The sequence below is a fragment of the Hoeflea sp. CAU 1731 genome, assembly GCF_039888615.1.
GTDB lineage: Bacteria > Pseudomonadota > Alphaproteobacteria > Rhizobiales > Rhizobiaceae > Flavimaribacter.
Window position 1 is genome coordinate 219,146 of the sequence record NZ_JBDQQS010000002.1, and the last position, 16,631, is coordinate 235,776.

Here is a 16,631-nt window from a genome sequence, read left to right on the forward strand (position 1 = left end):
CGTCGCTTGCCGATAAGCGTTAAGGATCTGAATCAGTTTGATTGTCTCATTCGCAAACTTCCAGCACTATAACAATGGCGCTGAAGCGACGCGACCTTGAAAAACCGCCTCCGGCGAGGGAGCTGCATATGCTTGAAGAAGCAAAGGCGAGAACTGCAAGGCTGCAGTCTCTCATGGCCGAAAACGCCATTCCGCTTGCAATCTTCACCGATGAGGCGTCGATCGCCTATCTCGCCGGTTTCTGGGGGTATCTCGGCATAGAATTCGGCAGGCCGACGATGCTTGTCCTAAGGCCGGATGTGGAGCCGGTCGTCCTTGCGCCGCTGCTTGAATCCGAGATGGTGTCCACTATGACCTGGGTCGACGATGTGCGCGCCTGGGAAGATTCCGGTCAGCGGAGCTGGATGCGCCTGCTTTCCGAAATCGTTGGCGATGCGCCAGGCGAAATATGGATCGAGCGCAATCACATTCCCGCCCTCGTGCGCAACCATATCGATGAAGCCTGGCCCGACGCGGCGAAGAACGACATTTCTCCGCATCTTGGACGGATGCGTATGATCAAGTCGCCCTTCGAGATCGAGGTGATGCGGCAGGCCGGCCGGGTCGCTGGCGCCATGATGAAGGCCGCCCACGGGTCGCTCGCGGAAGGCGTGCCGGAATTCGAGTCGGCGCTCGCCGTGATTGACGCCGGAACGCGTGAAGCGGCGGGCTTTCTGACGGACAAGGGGCTCGACCGCTTCGTGTCGCCGATGATCCACAATCTTCAGATCCTGCAAAGCGGCGCCGACACCTCGATGGTGCACAGGCGTGCCAGTACGCGCCGCTACGAGCGCGGCGATCCGGTTTATTTCTGTTTCTGTAACATGGCGCAGTTCCGCCAGTACAAGCTCGGTTTCGACCGCATGTTCCATATCGGCGAGATTTCGGACAATGAAGCGCAGGTGCAACAGGCCGCAATCGACGCCCAGCAGGCCGCCATTGCGGCGATCCGGCCAGGAGTCGTCGCCGAGGATGTGGCGGCTGCGGCGAACGAAGTCTATCGGGATCGGGGCTACGAGACCGGCTATCGCACCGGCCGTTCAATCGGCGTCTCCTATCTCGAAGCGCCGGAACTGAAAGCCGGCGACAGGACGGTGCTCGAGCCCGGAATGACTTTCGCAGTGGACGGCGGCATTTCAGTCGAAAAGTCCTGCGCGGGACGGATCGGCGATTCCGTCGTGGTCACGCAAGACGGGTGCGACTACCTGACAAGCTATCCCCGCGAATTGATGGTGTCGGAGAGCTGACTTCATGGACGCTGAACTCACCATCGCCGTCATGCAGAGCCCGGGTTCCCTTGGCGAGCCCGAAGAGCGGCTCAACTGGCTGGAGCAGACGCTCCAGCGGCATCGTTCCGGCGACTATGATATCGTTGCGCTGCCCGAACTCTTTCTTTCCGGCTACAATGTCGGGCGCAAACTGAAGGAGAGGGGCGAGCCCGCCGACGGGCCGTCCAGCCGGCGCATTGCGGACACGGCGCGCCGGTTTGGCCTCGCCATCCACTATGGCTATGCGGAGCGCGCCGAGGGCGGGCTTTACAGTTCCTCACAAACTTTCACCGCCGACGGCGCGCTCGCCAGCAGGCATCGCAAACTGGTCATACCGCCGGGTTTCGAGGAAGACCATTTCGTCTCCGGCGCCGGTTGCGTCCTGTTCGAAATGAACGGTTTTCGCATCGCCCCGCTCATCTGCTACGACGCGGAGTTTCCCGAGACCTTTCGCCATGTCTGCGAGATCGGCGCCGATCTGGTCATCGTGCCGACGGCGCTGTCGAGCCAGTGGGAAGTCGTTGCTCGCAATCTCATTCCCACCCGAGCTCTCGAGAACGGAGTCTATATCGCCTACGCCAACCATTGCGGAGAAGATGGCGACCTGCGCTTTCTCGGGCACAGCTGCATCGTCGGGCCGGACGGCCGCGATCTCGCGCGCGCCGGACGGGATGAAGAAGTCATCGCCGCGAAACTCCATGTCGGCCGCGTCGCCGCCTCCCGAAAACGCTTGCCTTATCACGTCGACCGCAAGCGTATTCGGTTGGAAGGGGTGTGATCTGCTTCCAATTGCGGGAACGTGATCAGGACCTCTTGCAGCGTTGCTACAAATGATTAGTCAAACGCAAGACCGAATCAGGCAGTATCTCTGAGGGTCATGGTTCTTACGGCGACGCTGGCTGTCAGTCACGCTTTTCTTTTTCGGACAAAAATAGAACATTCTGCCGTTTATCACACATTTACAATAATTTAACCGCCTCTTGCGAAACTGGAACAAATAGGGTACAAATGAACGCGTGCGGCGCTCATTGCCTGTCATGCCCAGATAACCTAAAGGTGGATTGAATGGCTCAGAATTCATTGCGGCTCGTAGAGGAAAATTCGGTGGACAAAAGCAAGGCACTTGATGCGGCGCTCTCGCAGATCGAGCGGGCCTTCGGCAAGGGCTCGATCATGAAGCTCGGCTCGAACGAGAACGTCGTCGAGATCGAGACAATCTCCACCGGTTCGCTCGGGCTGGACATAGCGCTCGGCGTCGGCGGCCTGCCAAAGGGGCGCATCATCGAGATTTACGGTCCGGAAAGCTCCGGCAAGACGACCATGGCGCTGCATACCGTCGCCGAGGCTCAGAAGAAGGGCGGCATTTGCGGCTTCATCGACGCCGAGCATGCGCTTGACCCTATCTATGCGCGCAAACTTGGCGTTGACCTTGAAAACCTCCTGATCTCGCAGCCGGACACCGGCGAGCAGGCGCTGGAAATCGCCGATACGCTCGTGCGTTCCGGCGCGATCGACGTGCTGGTCATCGACTCTGTCGCAGCACTCACGCCGCGCGCCGAAATCGAGGGCGAGATGGGCGATTCGCTGCCCGGCCTGCAGGCCCGGTTGATGAGCCAGGCGCTGCGCAAGCTGACGGGCTCGATCTCGCGCTCCAAATGCATGGTCATCTTCATCAACCAGATCCGCATGAAGATCGGCGTCATGTTCGGTTCGCCCGAGACGACCTCCGGCGGCAATGCGTTGAAATTCTACGCCTCCGTGCGCCTCGACATTCGCCGCATTGGCTCAGTCAAGGATCGCGACGAGGTCGTCGGCAACCAGACCCGCATCAAGGTCGTCAAGAACAAGATGGCGCCGCCCTTCAAGCAGGTGGAATTCGACATCATGTACGGCGAAGGCGTGTCGAAGACCGGCGAACTTGTCGACCTCGGCGTCAAGGCGGGCATCGTCGAGAAGTCCGGCGCATGGTTCTCCTACAACAGCCAGCGGCTGGGGCAGGGGCGCGAGAACGCAAAGCAGTTCCTCAAGGACAATCCCGAGATGGCGGCCGAGATCGAATTGGCCCTGCGCCAGAATGCGGGCCTTATCGCCGAGCAGATGCTCGATGACACGGGTCCGGAGGAAGACGACGCGGCCGAAGCATGATCCATCCCCGCTGATATTTGTCAGCGTTCCCAGGAACCGGCGGCGTCCTCGTGACGCCGCCGGTTTCGTCCGTATTTGCGGCGGGTGAATGCTGGCGTCCGCGCACCCGAACAAGGCCCGTCAAGTGTATCTGGACAGTCCGCGGCGAGATGGATAAAAGCCGCAAGGATCAAGGTGACCGCATCAGGGTTGCCGCAAGGCGTGGGGTAAAGGGCTGGCGATGAGCAGCAGCGTAAACGATATTCGGACGGCGTTTCTCGACTATTTCGGCCGTAACGGTCATGAGATTGTCGCATCCGGCCCGCTTGTGCCGCGCAACGACCCGACGCTGATGTTCACGAACGCCGGAATGGTGCAGTTCAAGAACGTCTTCACCGGTCTCGAGCACCGTCCCTACAATCGCGCCACGACCTCGCAGAAATGCGTGCGCGCCGGCGGCAAGCACAACGACCTCGATAATGTCGGCTATACGGCGCGCCACCACACATTCTTCGAGATGCTCGGCAATTTCTCCTTCGGAGATTATTTCAAGGATTTCGCCATCGAGCTTGCCTGGAACCTGATCACGAAGGAATTCGGGCTCGACAAGGACAGGCTTCTGGTCACCGTCTATCATACGGACGACGAAGCCTTCGACCTGTGGAGAAAGATCGCCGGTCTTCCGGAAGATCGGATCATTCGTATTCCTACCAGCGACAACTTCTGGGCTATGGGCGATACCGGGCCGTGCGGTCCGTGTTCGGAAATTTTCTATGATCACGGCGAACATATCTGGGGAGGTCCTCCCGGCTCCGCAGAAGAGGACGGCGACCGATTCATAGAAATATGGAACCTCGTCTTCATGCAGTACGAGCAGTTGACGGCCGAAGAGCGTGTTGATCTGCCGAAACCGTCGATCGACACGGGTATGGGGCTTGAGCGCATCGCCGCCGTCCTGCAGGGCGAACACGACAATTACGACATTGACCTCTTCAAGACGCTCATCGGCGCGTCGGTCGAATTGACGGGTGTTCCGGCCGAGGGCAAAGCGCGGGCGAGCCACCGGGTGATTGCCGATCACCTGCGGTCTTCCGCTTTCCTCATTGCAGATGGTGTTCTGCCGTCGAACGAGGGTCGCGGCTATGTCCTTCGCCGGATCATGCGGCGCGCTATGCGTCACGCCCAGTTGCTTGGCGCGAGCGAACCGCTCATGTGGCGCCTGCTTCCCGCGCTGGTCGCCGAAATGGGTCGCGCCTATCCGGAACTGGTCCGCGCCGAAGCGTTGATTTCCGAGACGCTGAAGCTCGAAGAGACCCGCTTCGGACGGACGCTTGAGCGCGGCCTGTCGCTGCTCACCGACGCTTCCGTCGACATGACGGAAGGCGACGTGCTTGATGGCGAGACGGCCTTCAAGCTTTACGACACTTATGGCTTCCCGCTGGATCTTACCCAGGATGCGCTGCGCCAGCGCGGCATCTCCGTGGACGACGATGGTTTTAAGGCCGCCATGGAGCGCCAGAAGGCCGAAGCCCGCAAGAATTGGGCGGGCTCCGGTGAGGCTGCGACCGAAACTGTATGGTTCGAGTTGAAGGATAAACTCGGCGCAACGGATTTTCTTGGCTACGACACGGAGCGCGCCGAGGGCGTGATCACGGCGATCGTTAGAAACGGCAAGGAAGCGGATGAAGCGAAAGCCGGCGACGATATCCAGGTCATCGTCAACCAGACGCCATTCTACGGCGAGTCCGGTGGCCAGATGGGCGACACGGGTGTGATCAGCGCCGATGGCCTGCGCCTTGTCGTCACCGACACGCAGAAAAAGGCCGATGGTCTTTTCATCCACCACGCCAGCGTGGAGGAGGGCGCGCCGCGCAAGGGGATGGAAGTCGTGCTAGACGTCGATCACCGGCGCCGCTCGAAACTGCGCGCCAACCATTCCGCCACCCATCTGATCCACGAGGCGCTTCGCGAGGTGCTGGGCGCTCACGTCGCGCAGAAAGGTTCGCTCGTGGCCCCGGATCGGTTGCGCTTCGATATCTCCCATCCAAAACCTGTGGAGGCGGAGGAACTGGAAGTCGTCGAAGGCATGGCCAACGAGATCGTGATCCAGAACAGCCCGGTCACCACGCGGCTGATGGCCGTCGACGACGCCATTGCCGAAGGCGCCATGGCGCTTTTCGGAGAGAAATATGGCGACGAGGTCCGCGTCGTTTCCATGGGCTCCGCTCTGCGCGGCGACAAGAAAGGCAAGACCTATTCGACGGAGCTTTGCGGCGGCACCCATGTCAAGGCCACCGGCGACATTGGCCTCATCCACATCATTGGCGAGAGCGCCGTCGGCGCCGGCGTGCGGCGCATCGAGGCGCTGACGGGTAAGGCTGCGCGGGATTATCTCGCCGAGCAGGAAAAGCGCGTGCGCGAACTGGCGTCGAAACTGCGCGTCCAGCCGTCCGAACTCGTCGCCCGCGTCGAGACCCTCGTCGAGGAACGTCGCAAGCTCGAAAAGGAAGTGGCCGATCTTAAAAAGAAAGTCGCCATGGGCGGTCCGACTCAGGCTTCCGACGAGACCCGGGATCTCAAGGGCGTAAAATATCTCGGCAAAGCGCTCGCCGGCGTTGCGCCGCGCGATCTGAAGGGGCTCGTCGACGAGGCCAAGGCCTCGCTCGGCTCCGGCGTCGTTGTGCTGGTCGGCGTATCCGACGATGGCAAGGCCAGCGTCGTGGTCGGCGTGACTGCAGACCTGACAGACCGGTTCAGCGCCGTCGATCTGGTGCGCGTCGCCTCCGCCACGCTTGGCGGCAAGGGCGGCGGCGGCCGGCCCGATCTCGCTCAGGCCGGAGGCCCCGACGCCAGCAAGGCGGACGCCGCCGTCGAGGCAGTGGCCGAGGCCATCGCGGCCTGACGAAACCGCTAAAACCGAAATTCCCGAAACAAAGCCAGATCGGGATTCGAGGCGGCGCGGATGACGTTTTTGCGGATTCCCGAAACGAAGCCAGATGAGGCGTTTGGCCCGCAAGGGCCGATTCCCGAAACAAAGCCAGATTTCATTGGCTTATGCAAAACAGCATTTAGCAATATAAAAACAATAACTTAAAGACAAATCCTCCCTCGTGCCGGCCTTGACCCGGCATCCAGAAAAGCCTCTCGGCAGCAGCAATGTCGAAGGCGGAATTTCGAAAACTTTACACGACGAATTCGCCGCCGGTTGTAGCCTTTGGTCATGAAACCTGTAGTATTTCCCCGATCTATTCGGGAGTTATTCAATGAAAGCATTTTCAGCCGCCGCAGTCGTGTTTGTCTTTACAGCAACCTCGCAGGTTAATGCCCAAGAGGATGTTCGAGGCGCGCTGGAAAGGTGGCTTAATGTCAATGATGTCCCAGGGCTTACTTTATCCCACGGCGCGATAGAAGAGCGAGACGATTTAACGGTAATCGAGGATATCAAACTCGAGTATCAGGTAACCCTCGACAGCGAATTGGGCGTCCATGTCAATGGCGTGTACGGAACTTGGGTATTGAACTTCAGTTTGGATATACCGGAAGCGGTTCTTCATGGTCTCGATTTCAGGAGTGATGGTGTTGAGGCAAGCAAGATCAGCTATCCCGAGGACATGCAGTACCTGCTGTCGCTCGCATCCGAGGGAGGCCGAATATCCGTTAAAGGCGGTGTCGAGGAATACAGCGTCGAAGGATTCTTCTTTCCTGCTCTACCTGAAATCGCCGACGATCCGGACCGGCCGGTCAGTCGGTTTGTACCCCTGATCCAGGCCTTGCAGGAAATACAGGTCGACCGGGCCGGGATGGGGCTTCTTTACGGCGAGATCGATGCCGACTTGTCCGACGCCGGAGGAGGGGTCGTTTCAGGAAAGTTTACACGGCGTGATATTGCGCTTTCCAGGTGGGAGAACGGAGTTATTGGCGCCTATGACAGCGGAGAGGCGCGCGAGGAATATACGTATCCTGATGAAAACGGAAAAATGACGACCCAGGTTGCGTCCACCAGAGAACTGCAATTTCGTGACTACAATTTGTTTGGTTCAGTTGACTTGCTGCAGCCGGGGTCCATCGAAGAAACCGTGGTCCTGGGATCGATGATCCAGCGGGGGTATATAAGTAATGTGTCCGGACAGCGGACTTCGATCGATGAAGTGTTGATCGAGGGACTTACGATGAAACGCCCGGATTTCGATGTTCTTGGCTACGTGGACTCCCTGATCACCGGCAGCGAAGTCGACGATACGCAATTCGAACGCATGTATTTGGAAACTCTGCGGAGCTTTTCACTCGCCCGCGCTGGTCTCCGCGGAATCTCCGTCGATGCCGAGCAGGATGGAAACCAGATCGACTTGAATCTGAATGAAATCTTGTTCACGGATCTGGGTTCGCAAGGCCTCGGTGAGTTCTCGATGACCGATCTCGAATTCGGAGTCGAAAACGTGTTGGACATCAATTTCGAGAAGGTCTTCATCAAGGATGTCGACTTTCCGTCCGTTTCCTGGATCAGACAAGTGATCGATAGTCCAGAAATTTTGGAAGATGTTGACCCACTTCTACTGGCGCGCGCTTTCACGCCAACTGCTCTCACGGCGGGTCTCGGGGATTTGTCGCTTCAGATTGCTGACACCGATGATGCTCTGATCTTGAAGGGATTTCACACCAGACTTGAGTCGGCGGTCTCACCGATTCCGACCCTCGTAGAGCTTGCAATTGATGGATTCGAGATATCTGCCGACATAATTGAGGATCCGGAAGCCATCGTCATCTTCGAAAGCCTAGGCATCGAAAAGATCGCGCTTAATGAAGATTTCCGGATCGCCTGGGATGAGGCCACCGGCGATGTCACGATCGATCGCCTCGTATTTGATCTTGGAAATGTCGGCAAGGTCAGCGGGCGCATGCAGATCGGTGGCGTACCGCGCTTCGTGCTGGAAAACCCTGAAAATCCGGAGGCCTTGATGGCCACGGCCAACCTGAAATCGCTTGAGCTGGATTTCGAGAACGCCGGCGCGGTTGAGGCGCTCCTCGCTGCGCGGGCGGGCAATGATGGGATCAGCGAGGTTGAGGCGCAAAACGCGCTGATCCTGGAGGCGCTGAACAGTCTCAGCCCGTTCGCAAGCAAGGAATTCCTCTCAGACGTGGACGCGGAGTTGTCAGCTTTCCTTGAGAACCCGAAATCGTTTCGCGTCACGCTGAAACCAGCAAATCCCTTGCCGGTCGCCCAGATCGCGGCCGGCTTCATGACGTCGCCGCAGACCCTGCCGCAACTGCTCGGGCTGACGATCGAAGCCAATCACTGATTTCTCAAACAAAAACCCCGCCGATGAGGCGGGGTTGATCGTTCGTCTGTATTGAACAATTGGCCTCAGGCCATCGCCTTCTGCAGGTTCTCGTCCACCTTGTCGAGGAAGCCGGTGGTCGAAAGCCAGGGCTGGTCAGGGCCGATCAGCAGCGCCAGGTCCTTGGTCATGTGGCCGCTTTCCACGGTGTCCACGCAGACTTTTTCGAGCGTGTCGGCGAATTTGGCCAGCGCCTCGTTGTTGTCGAGCTTTGCCCGGTGGGCGAGGCCGCGCGTCCATGCGAAGATGGAGGCGATCGAGTTGGTCGAGGTTTCCTCGCCCTTCTGGTGCTGGCGGAAGTGGCGCGTCACGGTGCCGTGCGCGGCTTCCGCCTCGACCGTCTTGCCGTCCGGCGTCATCAGAACGGAGGTCATCAGGCCGAGCGAGCCGAAGCCCTGGGCCACCGTGTCCGACTGCACGTCGCCGTCGTAGTTTTTGCAGGCCCAGACATAGCCGCCGGACCATTTCAGGTTGGCCGCCACCATGTCGTCGATCAGACGGTGCTCGTAGGTGATGCCGGCTTCCTTGAAGGCGTCCTGGAATTCGGCTTCGTAGATTTCCTGGAAGATGTCCTTGAAGCGGCCGTCATAGACCTTGAGGATCGTGTTCTTGGTCGACAGGTAGACCGGAACCTTCCGCTGCAGGCCATAGTTCAGCGAGGCGCGGGCGAAATCGGTGATCGATGCGTCGAGGTTGTACATGCCCATGGCGATGCCGGCGCCTGGCGCGTCGAAGACCTCGAATTCTTCCTCGTAGCCGTCTTCGCCGACGAATTTCATCGTCAGCTTGCCTTTGCCCGGAAACTTGAAGTCGGTCGCGCGATACTGATCGCCGAAGGCGTGACGGCCAACAATCACCGGCCTCGTCCAGCCCGGAACGAGACGCGGCACGTTGTTGCAGATGATCGGTTCGCGGAAGATCACGCCGCCGAGAATGTTGCGGATGGTGCCGTTCGGCGAGCGCCACATCTTCTTCAGGCCGAATTCCTCGACGCGCGCCTCGTCCGGCGTGATGGTTGCGCATTTGACGCCGACGCCGTGCTTCTTGATGGCGTTGGCCGCGTCGATGGTGATCTGGTCGTCGGTCGCGTCGCGGCTTTCCATGCCGAGGTCGTAATATTCAAGATCGATGTCCAGATAGGGGTGTATCAACTTGTCCTTGATGAACTGCCAGATGATCCGGGTCATCTCGTCGCCGTCGAGTTCGACAACAGGATTTTCGACCTTGATTTTTGCCATGAAGAAAGCCTCGTCTTTATGTTTTCGGGCGTTGCGCCCGCTGCGCTATCGTGAAGTTCGCGCTCCTATAACACTGTGCGCCGTGAAGGCAAAGGTGGTGTTCCTGATGATTTCGTCTTATGTGAGCGCCCGAGTGCTCATGTGGCGCCAAAACAGGACAAATCATGCAAATCGACTTTCATGTTTTCGAAGAAGGCGAAGTGCGGCTTCACTATGCCGCGCTTGGGCGTTCCGATGCGCCGGCGCTGATCTGCCTGCACGGATTTCCGGAATACTGGGCAAGCTTTCGCGATATCATGCCGCTGCTTGCCGAGCGTTTCCGCGTCTACGCGCCGGATCAGCGCGGCTACAATCTGTCGTTCAAGCCTGAAGGCGTTGACGCCTACGCCGCGCGATATCTTGCCGACGACATCGCCCGCTTTGTCGATCACGTTTCGCCGGACCGGCCAGTCCTGCTGTTCGGGCACGATTGGGGCGCTTCGGTCGCCTATGCCTACGCCTTCCGTCATCCGGACAGACTCACCGGTCTGATCATCGCAAATGGCATCCATCCGGTCACGTTCCAGCGCGCGCTGCTGTACGACAAAGGCCAGCGCGAGGCGAGTTATTATATCCCGAGGCTGCGCAAGCCTGGCGTCGAGGCGGCGCTCGAGGAGGACGACTACGCCCGCACGTTCAACATGATCGGGGGCTTTTCGTCCACGGACTGGCTGAGCGAAGACGTCAAACAGGGATATCGTGACGCCTGGAGCCAACCCGGCGCGATGGAAGCGATGGTGAACTGGTATCGCGCGTCGCCCCTGGTGGTGCCGGCGTCCGATGCGGACCCGGCTGAAATCGAACGCGAAGCGGAACGTCTTCTGGATATACCGGCGGAGCACGTCACGGTTCGGGTTCCCCATCTCGTCGTGTGGGGCGCCGACGACGCCGCCCTCAAGGATGTCTGCCTGGATGGCCTTGGGGACTTCGCGCCGGATCTTGAGATCCATCGTATGAAGGGAACCGGACACTGGCTACTGCATGAACGACCGCAAGAGGTTTCCGACGCGGTTTTCGATTGGCTTGACAGGAAAGGCATAGTCTCCGGACGGGCGTAGCGCATGGCGGGAACAGACCGGCACAAGAAACTCATGACAGGCGGCCCGGCGATCATTCTCGTCGAGCCGCAACTCGGCGAGAATATCGGCATGGTGGCGCGGGCCATGGCGAACTTCGGACTGTCGGACCTGCGGCTGGTCAATCCGCGCGACGGCTGGCCGAACGACAAGGCCCGGTCCGCAGCCAGCAAGGCCGACCACGTCATCGACGCGACACAGGTGTTCGAGACCCTGGCGGAGGCGATCGCCGATCTGAATTTCGTCGTCGCCACCACGGCGCGCGAGCGCGACGGCTTCAAGCCCGTTTGCGGGCCGGTCGAGGCGACCGGCAATCTGCGCCGCGTTGAGGAAAGCGACAGGCGCGCCGGCATCCTTTTCGGCCGCGAACGCTGGGGGCTGAAGAATCACGAGATCACGCTCGCCGACGAGATTGTCACCTTTCCGGTCAACCCCGCCTTTGCATCTCTCAACATCGCACAGGCCGTCCTCCTCATGGCCTACGAGTGGATGAAATCGGGCATGGAGAGCGACCTGCCGGCCGATTTCAGGCAAGCGGAAATGGAGCCGGCCACCAAAGCCGACATGCAGGGCCTGTTCGAACATCTGGAGGAGGCGCTGGAGGCTCGCGGCTATTTCAGACCCGCCTCCAAAAAGCCGAAAATGGTGGAGAACCTGCGCGCCGTACTTAGCCGGCAGGGGCTCTATCTGCCGGAAATCAATCTCTTGAGAGGCGTCATCCGGTCGCTCGACCGGTTCAGCCGCAAAAGGCCGAAAGGCAGTGGAGCGCCGGACATGGACGCAAGCGACGAGACGGTGCAATCCGGTGAGTGACGGGCCGATCCTCGTTTTCGATTCCGGTATCGGCGGGCTGACGGTCTTGCGCGAGGCGCGCGTCCTGATGCCCGACAGGCGCTTCGTCTATATTGTCGATGACGCTGCCTTTCCCTATGGCGGATGGGAGGAGGGCGAACTCGATAGCCATATCGTCGATTTGTTTGGACGGCTTGTTGATGAGCACCAGCCGCAGCTCTGCGTGATCGCCTGCAACACCGCTTCGACCTTGGTTCTCGGAAGTCTGCGTAAGGCCTTCGCCGACATGCCCTTCGTCGGCACCGTGCCTGCAATCAAACCTGCGGCCGAGCGCACGCGCTCCGGCCTGGTCTCCGTGCTTGCGACGCCCGGCACGGTCAGACGCGCCTATACGCGCGATCTCATACAGTCCTTCGCCGCGCAGTGCCATGTGCGGCTAGTCGGCTCGGAAAATCTGGCGTCTCTTGCTGAAAAGCACATTCGCGGCGTGCACAACGATCCGGGCGCCATCCTGGCGGAGATCGAGCCCTGTTTCGTTGAGCACGATGGCAAACGCACCGATATCGTCGTGCTCGCCTGCACCCATTATCCGTTCCTCGCCAATGTGTTTCGCCGCCTTGCGCCCTGGCCGGTGGACTGGCTGGATCCGGCTGAAGCGATCGCCCGGCGCGCGCTGTCGCTGCTGCCCGATACGCGCTCGGTATCGGAAGAGCCCGATATCGCGGTTTTCACCTCGGGAGCGCCGGATTTCGCGATACGCCGGTTGATGGGTGGGTTCGGACTTTCGGTCGTGTCATGATTTTCGTTGACTTTGCTCCGGGTTTCTCCTAATCAACCCCGGAATTCGGGCCTCGCGGCCCGTTTTTTCATTACGTGTCCCGTGAATGTCCGTTTTCGCACAGTGGCTGCGGATATTCTGTCAGTCGGCAAAAACAGCCGGCAGAGGAGGGCGCGTTTCCTTCGACCGGTTTGGCAACAAACCGGTGCAACTGTATGAAAGGGAATGCGGTGAGCAAGCGCGAACCATCCAAATACAAACTCGATCGCCGTATGGGCGAAAACATCTGGGGACGTCCGAAGTCTCCGGTTAACCGTCGTGAATATGGCCCCGGCCAGCACGGTCAGCGCCGCAAGGGCAAGCTGTCCGACTTCGGCGTGCAGCTTCGCGCCAAGCAGAAGCTGAAAGGCTATTACGGCGATATCCGTGAAAAGCAGTTCCGCAAGATCTATGACGAAGCCAACCGCCGGAAGGGCGATACGCCGGAAAACCTGATCGGTCTTCTGGAATCGCGTCTGGACGCCGTCGTCTACCGCGCGAAGTTCGTGCCGACGGTCTTCGCCGCGCGCCAGTTCGTCAACCACGGCCACGTCACGGTCAATGGCGTTCGGACCAACATCCCGTCCTACCGCTGCAAGCCGGGCGACGTGATCGAAGTTCGCGAAAAGTCCAAGCAGATGGTGCTGGTCCTGGAATCGGTGCAGCTCGCCGAGCGCGATGTTCCGGACTACGTCGAAGCCGACCACAACAAGATGGTCGCCACTTTCGTGCGCGTGCCGGGTCTGGCCGATGTGCCGTATCCGGTGCACATGGAGCCGAACCTCGTCGTCGAGTTCTATTCGCGCTGATCGTTTTTCGACAGTCGACATTCGAAGCCGCCGGTTTGCTCCGGCGGCTTTTTTGTTTTAATCCTTGCCTTCGCGACCCAGCGCGATTCATACCGAACCGGAACGTCTCATGACCACCGCCGAAACCGCAGTCAAGGCCTGGACGGAGCCTGTCATGGACATGCCCGGCTCTGCAATGTCGTATCATCCGATGTTCAGGGACGCGCCGGGCTCGGTCAACTTCAAGAAGCTTAGAAAACGCCTGCTGCGGCAGACGCGGGAAGCCATCGACACCTATGCAATGGTGGACGCGGACGCGCAGCGGCGCCCGCGCTGGCTGGTCGCGTTGTCGGGCGGCAAGGATTCCTACGGCATGCTGGCGCTGCTGCTCGATTTGCAGTGGCGCGGGTTGCTGCCCGTCGATCTTCTGGCCTGCAATCTCGATCAGGGCCAGCCGAATTTCCCGAAGCATGTGTTGCCTGAGTTTCTCGAATCGATCGGCGTCGCGCACCGGATCGAATATCGCGACACTTATTCGATCGTGACCGAAAAGCTGCCCGAGACGAGCACCTACTGCTCGCTCTGTTCTCGCCTGCGACGCGGCCACCTTTATCGTATCGCCCGAGAGGAGGGATGCGACGCGCTCGTGCTTGGCCACCATCGCGAGGATATCCTCGAGACATTCTTCATGAACCTGTTTCACGGCGGACGGCTGGAGGCCATGCCGCCAAAGCTCGTCAACGACGAAGGCGACCTTCTCGTGCTGCGACCGCTTGCGCTCTGCGCCGAGGACGATCTGGAGAAATTCGCCGACGCCTTGCGATTCCCGATCATTCCCTGCGATCTCTGCGGTTCGCAGGATGGTCTGCAGCGCAACGCCATGAAAGCGATGATCGCCGATATCGAACGCCGCATGCCGGGGCGCAAGGACGCGATGATCAGGGCGCTCGCCAATGCACGGCCGTCACATCTCCTTGATACGAAACTGTTCGACTTTGCAGGCCTTTCTCTCAAGACTAATCCCATACCGGAGTAGACATGACATTTTCGGACAACGACATCGACGCGCTCGACGGCATCCTGCGGCGGGCGGCGGCGGAACAGATCGCGCCGCGATTCCGCCGGCTGGAAGACAATCAGGTCCGGGAAAAGAAGTCAGCCCTCGATCTTGTCACCGAAGCCGATGTCGCCGCCGAGCATGCGATCGAGGCGGCGTTGCGCGAAGCATATCCCGACGCGATCATCGTCGGCGAGGAAGCCGCAGAGAAGAACCCTTCGATTATCGGCGCGCTGCATGGCGCGGAACTGGCTTTCGTCATTGATCCGATCGACGGAACCTACAATTTCGCCTCCGACATGCCGCTGTTCGGCGTCATGCTGGCCGTGGTTGTCAAAGGGGAATGCGTCGCAGGCGTCATTCATTATCCAGTGACCGGTGAAAGCCTGATCGGCGCCAAGGGGGCGGGCAGCAGGCTTGTCGACGAGCATCTGATTTCCCGTCCGGCACTGGTGGCCGAACCCGTTCCGCTTTCGGAAATGATCGGAACCATCACCTGGAGCCTGATGGAAGAACCGCGTCGTTCTCGGGTAGCGGGCAACATGGCGAAGATCGCCATGACCTTTCACTTGAGGTGCTCGGCCTGGGAATACCGGGTCGTCGCCACCGGCAAGGCGCATTTCATCGGCGGGCAACGGCTATTGCCATGGGATCATCTCGCCGGCGTGCTCATCCACCAGGAGGCGGGCGGCTATTCGGCGCGGCTCGACGGCTCGCCCTATCTGCCAGGCATGACCGATGGCGGACTGATCACTGCGCCCGACCGCGATACCTGGCGGTTGATTCGCTCGGAAATTATCGGCGATTGAAAATCAGTCGTCGGCCGATCGCCTGAACAGCCGTCCTCTGTCGGTCCAGACCACCACCAGGATAGAAAGATAGCCGAAGATCGCGAAACCCAGCGCGAGCGGAACCAGCGTTCCGTCAAAAAAGCGTCCAACCACCGCGCCCAGCGCGGCGCCGCCCGTAAAGGTGACGACGCCGATCAGCGACGACGCAGAACCTGCGATGCGCCCCATCGGCTCCATGGCGATCGCATTGAAATTGGCGGAAACCACACCGAACGCCCCCATGATCATGGCCATGAGCAGAAATGACGGCCAGAAGGACGTGTTCTCCTGCAAGCTGATCGCCACCAGCAAGGTTGCAGCGACGGCATAGGCGATCAACGCCCAGTGAGAGATCATTCTCATGCCGAGCCGACGCACCAGCTGGCCGTTGAACAGGCTGAAAATCGCCATGAGGCAGGCGGTGGCTCCGAAGGCGGTGGCGAACCACTCCGCCTTGTCGAAGACAACGTCAAAGACCTGCTGGGAACTGACGATATAGGCGTAAAGCCCGCCGAAACACAGCATGGCCGCCACGGTGTAGCCTACGCTGATACGATTGGAGGCGATCTCGCCGAAGGCCTGGCTCACGGCAGCATAGGATATCGGCCTGCGCTCCTCCTCGGGCAGAGTTTCCTTCAAACGCAGAAAGGCCCAAAAACCGAGCACCGCGCCAAACACACCTAGAAAGGCGAAGATCCACTGCCAGGGCGCGACGACCAGGATCGCCTGGCCGATGCCGGGCGCGACGATCGGAACCACCATGAAAATCGAATAGGAATAGGACATGACGCGCGACATTTCCCGTCCGGTGAAACAATCGCGCACGATTGCGGTCGTCACGACCCGCACGGCGGCGGCGCATGCGCCCTGCGCTGCGCGCATTGCCAGCAGGGCTGCGTAGCTTTCTGTCCAGATGGCGGCGAGGGAGAACACTGTGTACAACGCCATTGCCGGGATCAGGACCGTTCGGCGGCCGAACCGGTCGGAAAACGGGCCGAAAACAATCTGCGAGAGACCAAATCCGAGGCCAAAGACCACAACGACCATTTGCCGGTCATTGTGATCTCCGACACCCAATCCTTCTCCGATCTGGGGCAGGGCCGGCAGCATGATGTCGATGGCCAGCGCCACGACGGAATTGAGCAGGGCGACAAGGATGATGAACTCGACAAAGCCAGTGCCTGCCTTTGTCATAGAGCCGGTTCCGCGCGGATCCGAACTTGGCTG

13 protein-coding genes are annotated in these 16,631 nt (G+C 59.9%); 11 read left to right on the forward strand and 2 right to left on the reverse strand.

Annotated features, from left to right (window positions below):
- Nucleotides 1-128: 128 nt before the first annotated feature.
- From AAFN47_RS05135 to AAFN47_RS05155, 5 genes are all read left to right on the forward strand, one after another.
- Complete coding sequence (locus tag AAFN47_RS05135; protein WP_499808141.1) at nt 129-1,286, forward strand: M24 family metallopeptidase; 1,158 nt, start codon at nt 129-131, stop codon at nt 1,284-1,286.
- Nucleotides 1,287-1,290: 4 nt separating this feature from the next.
- Nucleotides 1,291-2,085 (forward strand): carbon-nitrogen hydrolase family protein, encoded by a 795-nt coding sequence (locus AAFN47_RS05140; protein ID WP_499808142.1) that lies wholly within the window; start codon nt 1,291-1,293, stop codon nt 2,083-2,085.
- 287 nt (nt 2,086-2,372) lie between these two features.
- On the forward strand, nt 2,373-3,452 hold the full coding sequence (gene recA, locus AAFN47_RS05145; protein ID WP_499808143.1) for a recombinase RecA: 1,080 nt from the start codon (nt 2,373-2,375) through the stop codon (nt 3,450-3,452).
- A gap of 220 nt (nt 3,453-3,672) precedes the next feature.
- A complete protein-coding gene (gene alaS, locus AAFN47_RS05150; RefSeq protein WP_499808144.1) occupies nt 3,673-6,333 on the forward strand; it encodes an alanine--tRNA ligase in 2,661 nt (886 codons plus the stop codon).
- 361 nt (nt 6,334-6,694) lie between these two features.
- Complete coding sequence (locus AAFN47_RS05155; protein ID WP_499808145.1) at nt 6,695-8,728, forward strand: aq_1923 C-terminal domain; 2,034 nt, start codon at nt 6,695-6,697, stop codon at nt 8,726-8,728.
- Nucleotides 8,729-8,793: 65 nt separating this feature from the next.
- Here AAFN47_RS05155 and AAFN47_RS05160 read toward each other — a convergent pair whose 3' ends face one another.
- A complete protein-coding gene (locus AAFN47_RS05160; RefSeq protein WP_499808146.1) occupies nt 8,794-10,005 on the reverse strand; it encodes an NADP-dependent isocitrate dehydrogenase in 1,212 nt (403 codons plus the stop codon).
- A gap of 164 nt (nt 10,006-10,169) precedes the next feature.
- Between AAFN47_RS05160 and AAFN47_RS05165 the strand changes: the two genes are divergently transcribed.
- From AAFN47_RS05165 to AAFN47_RS05190, 6 genes are all read left to right on the forward strand, one after another.
- Nucleotides 10,170-11,102, forward strand: a complete 933-nt coding sequence (locus AAFN47_RS05165) for an alpha/beta fold hydrolase (protein ID WP_499808147.1) — start codon at nt 10,170-10,172, stop codon at nt 11,100-11,102.
- Between the two features lie 3 nt (nt 11,103-11,105).
- A complete protein-coding gene (locus AAFN47_RS05170) occupies nt 11,106-11,933 on the forward strand; it encodes an RNA methyltransferase (RefSeq protein ID WP_499808148.1) in 828 nt (275 codons plus the stop codon).
- Nucleotides 11,926-12,711, forward strand: a complete 786-nt coding sequence (gene murI / locus AAFN47_RS05175) for a glutamate racemase (protein WP_499808149.1) — start codon at nt 11,926-11,928, stop codon at nt 12,709-12,711. Before AAFN47_RS05170 ends, murI begins: the two co-directional genes overlap by 8 nt.
- A 209-nt stretch (nt 12,712-12,920) precedes the next feature.
- Entirely contained in the window at nt 12,921-13,538 is a 618-nt protein-coding gene (rpsD, locus tag AAFN47_RS05180) for a 30S ribosomal protein S4 (protein ID WP_499808150.1), read from the forward strand.
- 154 nt (nt 13,539-13,692) lie between these two features.
- Complete coding sequence (ttcA, locus tag AAFN47_RS05185) at nt 13,693-14,553, forward strand: tRNA 2-thiocytidine(32) synthetase TtcA (RefSeq protein WP_499808373.1); 861 nt, start codon at nt 13,693-13,695, stop codon at nt 14,551-14,553.
- Nucleotides 14,554-14,555: 2 nt separating this feature from the next.
- On the forward strand, nt 14,556-15,383 hold the full coding sequence (locus tag AAFN47_RS05190; RefSeq protein ID WP_499808151.1) for an inositol monophosphatase family protein: 828 nt from the start codon (nt 14,556-14,558) through the stop codon (nt 15,381-15,383).
- 3 nt (nt 15,384-15,386) lie between these two features.
- Here AAFN47_RS05190 and AAFN47_RS05195 read toward each other — a convergent pair whose 3' ends face one another.
- The gene (locus AAFN47_RS05195; protein ID WP_499808152.1) at nt 15,387-16,598 is read right to left on the reverse strand and encodes a multidrug effflux MFS transporter; all 1,212 of its coding nucleotides are present in this window, start codon (nt 16,596-16,598) and stop codon (nt 15,387-15,389) included.
- Between the last annotated feature and the right edge of the window lie 33 nt (nt 16,599-16,631).

Excerpts from the sequence above, each read along its gene's own strand:
- AAFN47_RS05135 (WP_499808141.1), top strand. The coding sequence starts at position 129 with ATGCTTGAAGAAGCAAAGGCGAGAACTGCAAGGCTGCAGTCTCTCATG.
- AAFN47_RS05140 (WP_499808142.1), top strand. The coding sequence starts at position 1,291 with ATGGACGCTGAACTCACCATCGCCGTCATGCAGAGCCCGGGTTCCCTT.
- recA (WP_499808143.1), top strand. The coding sequence starts at position 2,373 with ATGGCTCAGAATTCATTGCGGCTCGTAGAGGAAAATTCGGTGGACAAA.
- alaS (WP_499808144.1), top strand. The coding sequence starts at position 3,673 with ATGAGCAGCAGCGTAAACGATATTCGGACGGCGTTTCTCGACTATTTC.
- AAFN47_RS05155 (WP_499808145.1), top strand. The coding sequence starts at position 6,695 with ATGAAAGCATTTTCAGCCGCCGCAGTCGTGTTTGTCTTTACAGCAACC.
- AAFN47_RS05160 (WP_499808146.1), bottom strand. The coding sequence starts at position 10,005 with ATGGCAAAAATCAAGGTCGAAAATCCTGTTGTCGAACTCGACGGCGAC.
- AAFN47_RS05165 (WP_499808147.1), top strand. The coding sequence starts at position 10,170 with ATGCAAATCGACTTTCATGTTTTCGAAGAAGGCGAAGTGCGGCTTCAC.
- AAFN47_RS05170 (WP_499808148.1), top strand. The coding sequence starts at position 11,106 with ATGGCGGGAACAGACCGGCACAAGAAACTCATGACAGGCGGCCCGGCG.
- ttcA (WP_499808373.1), top strand. The coding sequence starts at position 13,693 with ATGGACATGCCCGGCTCTGCAATGTCGTATCATCCGATGTTCAGGGAC.
- AAFN47_RS05190 (WP_499808151.1), top strand. The coding sequence starts at position 14,556 with ATGACATTTTCGGACAACGACATCGACGCGCTCGACGGCATCCTGCGG.
- AAFN47_RS05195 (WP_499808152.1), bottom strand. The coding sequence starts at position 16,598 with ATGACAAAGGCAGGCACTGGCTTTGTCGAGTTCATCATCCTTGTCGCC.